At 45.4% G+C, this 6,568-nt stretch carries 4 protein-coding genes; all 4 read right to left on the minus strand.

The annotated features are described in order from the left end of the window. Positions 1-214 precede the first annotated feature (214 nt). Entirely contained in the window at positions 215-2,569 is a 2,355-nt protein-coding gene (lon, locus tag AB7U36_RS15875; protein WP_428160681.1) for an endopeptidase La, read from the minus strand. A 17-nt stretch (positions 2,570-2,586) separates the two neighbouring features. Beyond that, complete coding sequence (clpX, locus tag AB7U36_RS15880) at positions 2,587-3,846, minus strand: ATP-dependent Clp protease ATP-binding subunit ClpX (RefSeq protein WP_428160682.1); 1,260 nt, start codon at positions 3,844-3,846, stop codon at positions 2,587-2,589. A 3-nt stretch (positions 3,847-3,849) separates the two neighbouring features. Beyond that, a complete protein-coding gene (gene clpP, locus AB7U36_RS15885) occupies positions 3,850-4,476 on the minus strand; it encodes an ATP-dependent Clp endopeptidase proteolytic subunit ClpP (RefSeq protein ID WP_428160683.1) in 627 nt (208 codons plus the stop codon). Between the two features lie 99 nt (positions 4,477-4,575). Continuing rightward, positions 4,576-5,928: a trigger factor gene (gene tig, locus AB7U36_RS15890; protein WP_428160684.1), complete on the minus strand. Its 1,353-nt coding sequence runs from the start codon at positions 5,926-5,928 to the stop codon at positions 4,576-4,578. Positions 5,929-6,568 lie beyond the last annotated feature (640 nt).

Consider the following 6,568-nt stretch of genomic DNA (forward strand, 5'->3'; position numbering starts at 1 on the left):
CCGCCGATTAAGTAAGGATTTTGAGAACCTTACTCTGATGAGCGAAAATGTTATGTATATCGCTATGATTTCAATTTTGATCAGAAGGTTACAGCCGGCTCCTTGTTAATTATCAAACAGGCTCTTAAATCGGTATTTCAGCAAGCGCGCCATGCCAGGCGCACGTCTGTCTGAAAAAAACGTAAATTTTTCTCGCGTTTTTTGAAAGCAAAGCCTATCCTACCAGGGCATGCTCAAGCACTTCAGACATGCTTTGCACATAGATAATATCAAGCTGTTTTTGAATCGCTTTGGGAACATCTATGATGTCTTTTTTGTTTTCCTCACTGAGAATGACCTTTTTAATCCCATTGGCACGGGCGGCCAAAAGTTTTTCTTTTAAGCCGCCAATGGGCAACACCCGTCCGCGAAGGGTAATCTCCCCTGTCATTGCCACTGTCCGGCTTACGGGCCGGCCGGTGAGAATGGAAACCACTGCCGTACACATGGCAATGCCGGCTGAAGGCCCATCCTTTGGAATGGCCCCTTCGGGCACATGGATGTGGATGTCTGTATCCTTATAGAAGTCTGCTCTGATGTTTAGGCTATCACTCCTTGAACGGACATAGGATACAGCCGCCTGGGAGCTTTCCTTCATCACGTCGCCAAGCTTTCCGGTAACCATTATCTTTCCCTTGCCCGGCATGGTCACAGCCTCAATGGTTAAAAGCTCACCGCCTGCCTGGGTCCAGGCAAGTCCGGTCACAATACCAGTTTTATCATCCTGTTCCAGAATGGAATTTCTAAATTTGGACTGCCCCAGATATTTTGAAACCGTATTTGCTGTGACCAGATGGCTTTTACGCATCTTGGTCCGCACAATTTCCGTGGCAATTTTTCTAAGCACAGAAGAGATTTCTCGCTCAAGATTTCTCACCCCGGCTTCCTTGGTGTACTGCTTGATAATCATCTGAACCGCGGCCTTGGAAAAAGAGACGTCTCCTTCATCCAGCCCGTTTTCGTGCATCTGCTTGGGAATTAGGTAACCGGTGGCAATCTGGTATTTTTCATAATCAGTATACCCGGGGATCTGGATTACCTCCATGCGGTCACGCAGGGGGGCAGGGATTTCATGGAGGGTGTTTGCCGTGGTGATGAACAAAATTTCAGACAGATCGTAATCAACCTCAAGATAATGATCGTTAAAATTTTTGTTCTGTTCAGGATCCAGGGCTTCCAGAAGGGCAGAAGAGGGATCGCCTTTAAAATCACTGGTCATTTTATCAATTTCATCCAGGCAAAACACCGGGTTGTTATACCCCACTTTTTTCAATGTCTGGATAATCTTTCCGGGCATGGCACCTACATAGGTTCTTCGGTGCCCTCGAATCTCCGCCTCATCGCGGACCCCGCCCAGGCAGACCCGGGCAAATGAGCGTCCGGTAGCCGCAGCCACAGACCGGGCCAGGGATGTTTTGCCAACCCCGGGAGGTCCCACCAGGCACAGAATCGGACCTTTTATCTTTTTAACCAGAATCTGTACCGCCAGATACTCAAGGATTCTCTCCTTGGGTTTTTTCAAGCCGTAATGGTCCTGGTCCAGAATCTGCTCAGCCTTTGAAAGCTCATTTTTTGCCCGTTGTTTCCGGTACCAGGGCAGGGAGACAATCCAGTCGATGTAATTTCTGACCACGGTTGCTTCCGAGGAGGTTGCAGACATCAACTTGAGTTTTTCCAATTCTGTGCGCACAACACCTGCGGCTTCCCTGGGCATACGCTTGGTCTTGATCTTTTTTTCAAGATCACCAAACTCACTGCTCTGGCCATCCTCGCCCATTTCCTTCCGGATGGCCCGCATCTGCTCGTTAAGGTAGTGGCGCCTCTGAAGTTTGTCCATCTGCTCTTTGACCCTGCCCTTGATCTTCTGGGACATGGAATAGACTTCTGTCTCCTTCTGAATAAACTTTAAAAGCAGAAAGAAACGTTCCTCAACATCACCGCACTCCAGCAGCTTCTGTTTATCCTGAACTTTGAAGGGCAACTGTGCGGCAATGATATCGGCATACCTTGACGGATACTGCTCAAGAGTATCCAGTCCCTTGAAAAAACTTTTGGAAACCACGCCGGATAGACCGGCATAATGCTGGAACGCTTCATGAACCGTCCGGATGGCAGCCTCTGTGTTGGCCTCAGACAACGGCTTTTCAGGGACATCCACATAATCAACAACCTGATAACCGTCCTGGTCCGCCATTTTAACGATACGGCCTCGGTCAACCCCTTCAACTAGAGCCTTTACCGTACCATCGGGCAGACGCAGTAACTGGGTGACCCGGGCTTCGGTACCCACCTGAAAAATATCCTGAATAGTGGGTTTCAGAACTTCCGGATCTTTCTGGGTCGTAAGAAAAATTTTCTTATCACTACCCATGGCCTGGGAAAGCGCCTTGATGGATTTTTCCCTTCCCACAAAAATGGAGGTTGTAACAAAGGGGTAGAGGACAACATCCCTCAGCGGCACCAAAGGAAGGGTTTTATTCTCCTTTTCGACGCCGTCCTCGGGATTGAAAAAACGGGAAATACTGATCATGGATGTAAATTTTCTATTTAAGCCTGCTTTTTGGGCTGTTCATACAGCAAGATGGGATCCTCGTTGTTTAATACCACTTCTTCGCCCACCACACACTCAACCACATCCTTTTTGGAAGGAAGCTCATACATGATATCCATCATGGTTTCTTCCATAATGGCACGAAGCCCCCTGGCACCGGATTTTCTGGTAACTGCTTCCTTGGCCATCGCTTCAAGGGCTTCGTCCGTAAACTGCAGATTCACCCCTTCAATGCGGAAAAGTTCCTGATACTGCCTAACCAGTGCATTCTTAGGTTCGGTCAGAATCTTGACCAAAGAGGCTTCATTGAGTTCCCCTATGGACGTGATAATGGGCAGTCGTCCTAAAAACTCGGGGATCAGGCCGAACTTAATCAGATCTTCGGGTTTTACCTGCTCCAGCAGTTCTCCGATATTCACATCCTTTTTCTCTGCGATTTTGGCACCAAATCCCATGGTTTTCTGGGTTAAACGTCGCTCAATCACTTTTTCAAGACCAGTAAAAGTTCCGCCGCAGACAAACAGTATATTGGAGGTATCCACCTTTACATAATCCTGCTGGGGATGTTTTCTTCCTCCCTTGGGAGGTACCGAAGCAATGGTGCCTTCAATGATCTTGAGCAGGGCCTGCTGGACCCCTTCTCCGGAGACATCCCGGGTAATTGAAGGGTTATCTCCCCGCTGGGAAATTTTATCTATCTCATCAATGTAGATGATACCTTTCTGGGCCTTTTCTATGTCGTAATCAGCATTCTGAACCAGGGAGAGAATGATATTTTCCACATCCTCGCCAACATAGCCTGCCTCGGTCAGGGCCGTGGCATCGGCAATGGCGAAAGGGACATCCAGGAACCGGGCAAGGGTCTGGGCCAGAAGGGTTTTTCCGCACCCAGTCGGCCCGATGATCAGAATATTGCTTTTCTGAATCTCCACCTGATCACCGCTTTTTGTCAGATGTGACGCCAGGCGTTTATAATGGTTATAAACCGCCACGGCTAAGACCTTTTTTGCATGATCCTGTTCTATGATATATGAATCAAGCTGCTCCTTGATCTGCTTTGGCACCATGAACTCTTTGGCACCCTCGGGCTCAACAGCCAGCTCCTTTTCTTCATCTTCAATAATCTCACCGCACAGCTTAATGCATTCATTGCAGATATATACGCTGGGCCCGGCGATCAGTTTTTTTACTTCCTTTTGATTTTTACCGCAGAATGAACAGAAAAACTGATCACTTGTATCATCTTTTTTGGCCATATTTTATGACTCCTTTGACCCCTCCTGCTCAGAGGTCTGTTCCAATTGGCTTCTGTCACTGACCACACGGTCAACAATGCCGTATTCCAAAGCTTGCGCCCCGGACATGAAAAAATCACGTTCCGTATCAGCCGCAACCTTTTCAATATCCTGTCCCGTATGCTTTGATAAAATTTCGTTCAAAGTATCTTTCATTCTTAAAATTTCAGTCGCTTGAATCTTGATGTCAGTAGCCTGGCCTTGGGCACCGCCTATCGGCTGATGAATCATAATCCTGGCATTGGGGAGGGCAAACCGTTTACCGGACGTTCCGGCAGCGAGAAGAAACGCCCCCATACTGGCTGCCTGGCCGATACACACCGTTGCCACATCCGGCTTGATGTACTGGATGGTATCATAAATAGCCATGCCTGCTGTCACAACGCCGCCAGGAGAATTGATATAGAAATTGATATCTTTCTCAGGATCTTCGGATTCAAGAAACAACATCTGTGCAACAATGAGATTGGCAACTTCATTGTCGATGGCTGATCCTAAGAAAATAATCCTGTCTTTTAAAAGCCGAGAATAGATATCATAGGCACGTTCTCCTCTGTTACTCTGCTCAACAACCATTGGAATAAGAGGCACGATTTAACTCCTTGTCATGATCTGAATATATGTTTTTAACCTTGTTGCCGTCCAAGCGTTTACGGGATATACCCGTTTCAATAAGCTTGCGGATTATTTTTACGCTTGAGCTTGTGTACCTTCTTCTTCAGTTTGTGCAACTGCAGCTTGCGCATCTTCCGGCACCACTTCAACTACGCTGCTTTTTTCTATTATAAGGTCAATGACCTTTTTTTCAAGCTGGGTATGTTTATAATATTCGAGCTGGCGTGGATCCAAGTTGAAAAAATTCTTGATGGCGTCCTTTGTCGCACTCATGGCCTGGGCCATCTCTTCAAAGCTTGCATCAAGTTCTTCATCGCTGAGTTCAATTTTTTCCTGGGTAATCATTTTATCCAGAATCAGATGGCGGCGGGCCTGTTTTTCAGCCACATCCCTGTATTTTTCCTGCATGAGTTCCCGGGTTAAGCCGACTTCTTCAAGGGAGGTGTTATTCTGGGCATAGGCCTGTTCCGTCTCGGAAATAATGCCGTTTAATTCGCCTTCAACAAGGGCTCGGGGAACTTCAAAATCAGTTTTTTCGAGCAGGGCCTGGAAAATCTGTTCACTCATCTCGTGTTTAACTCGCTGAACAATACCCTTTTCAAGGTTTTCACGAATGGTGTTTTTTACCTCATCAAGGGATTCAAACTTCCCAAGTCCTTTAACAAGATCATCGTTGGCTTCGGCCAAAATCTCTTCCTGGATCTCCTTGAGTGTGACTTTATATACAATGGTTTTTCCTTTCAGATTCTCGTCACGAAAATCATCACCGTAAACCACTTCTATTTCCAAATCCTGAACCGGAATGGCACCAATAAGTTTTTCGGAAAACTCCTTGGGCAAAGGACTCTGGTTAATACCTATGACATAATTTTCAACTTTAAGGGTATGCTCAAAGGCTTCTCCGTTTAAAAAGCCTTCATAGTCAATCAGAACAAAGTCGCCTTCTTTTACCGGACGTTCCTCTTCAACCTTCTGCTTTGTGGCCATGGTCTTTTGCAGCATATATATCTGGCTTTCAATCTCGGCATCGGTTACTTCATAGAGCGTCTTTTTAATTTCAAGGCCCTGGAAATCAATATTATCCAGTTCAGGTTTAACTTCCACAGTGATCTCAAACGCATAGTCAGCGTCCGGCTTGAGTTCCGGTGGGTCGAGTTGCGGCCCGCCCACGATATCTAACTTATGATTTTCAACAGCCTCAATAAAAGCCTCCTGAATCAGGCGCGGGGCAACCTCGGCATGAACGTCTGCGGCAAACCGGTTTTCAAGCACTTTTCTGGGAATTTTTCCTTTTCTAAAGCCTTTAATATTTGCGTTTTTTTTTAAATCGGCATAGGCTTTATTTAACTCTTTGGAAATAGTTTCCTTAGGAATTTCAAAAGAAAGCACTTTTTTAATACTGCTCTGGTCTTCGATTTTTACCTGCATGATTTTGTCCTGTTATATCCTGTTAATTGGCGTTATTCTAAACGCACCTTCAAAAAATAATTATACCCTAACTGATTTAATGGTACAAACACCTTACATAAAGTTTATTAAAATACCCCGTCTTCATGGCGGTGTCAAGGGAATTGCCATACCCAAATCCACCACCTAATATGCTATTTCTCTGTCAATTCAAAAGGTTAACAAGATTTATCTTTCACCCAATAGGTGAAAGATAAATGCAACCAACCAATTGATTTTACATTAAAATAAAAAATTAGGTGGTGGATGGTAAGAATCGAATAGTGTAACTCGATGTTCAAGTTTTTAATTCTTGACTTTTGAAAATTACCAAATGACGGGCATTTCAAGCTTTTTTTGAGAAGTCTTTCAGAATCAATTTAAAGTTAAAAAACCATGAAAAGCCTTGGCAAATAGTACTCTTGAAAAGTCAACTAAAAAAAACTCGAACATCGAGTATGAATTTAAAACCTTGCCGTTAACTTTATGACATTGAGGCCACGGTATCCACAAAAAGAACCATCCGCCATGCCAGACAGGACTATTTCGTGACCACCGGGGCGGAGCTGTTCAGCAGGCATAAAAGCACCCCGGTAAAAATATCGTCCTACAAGGACAAACT

It is taken from the genome of Desulfobacter sp., assembly GCF_050177295.1.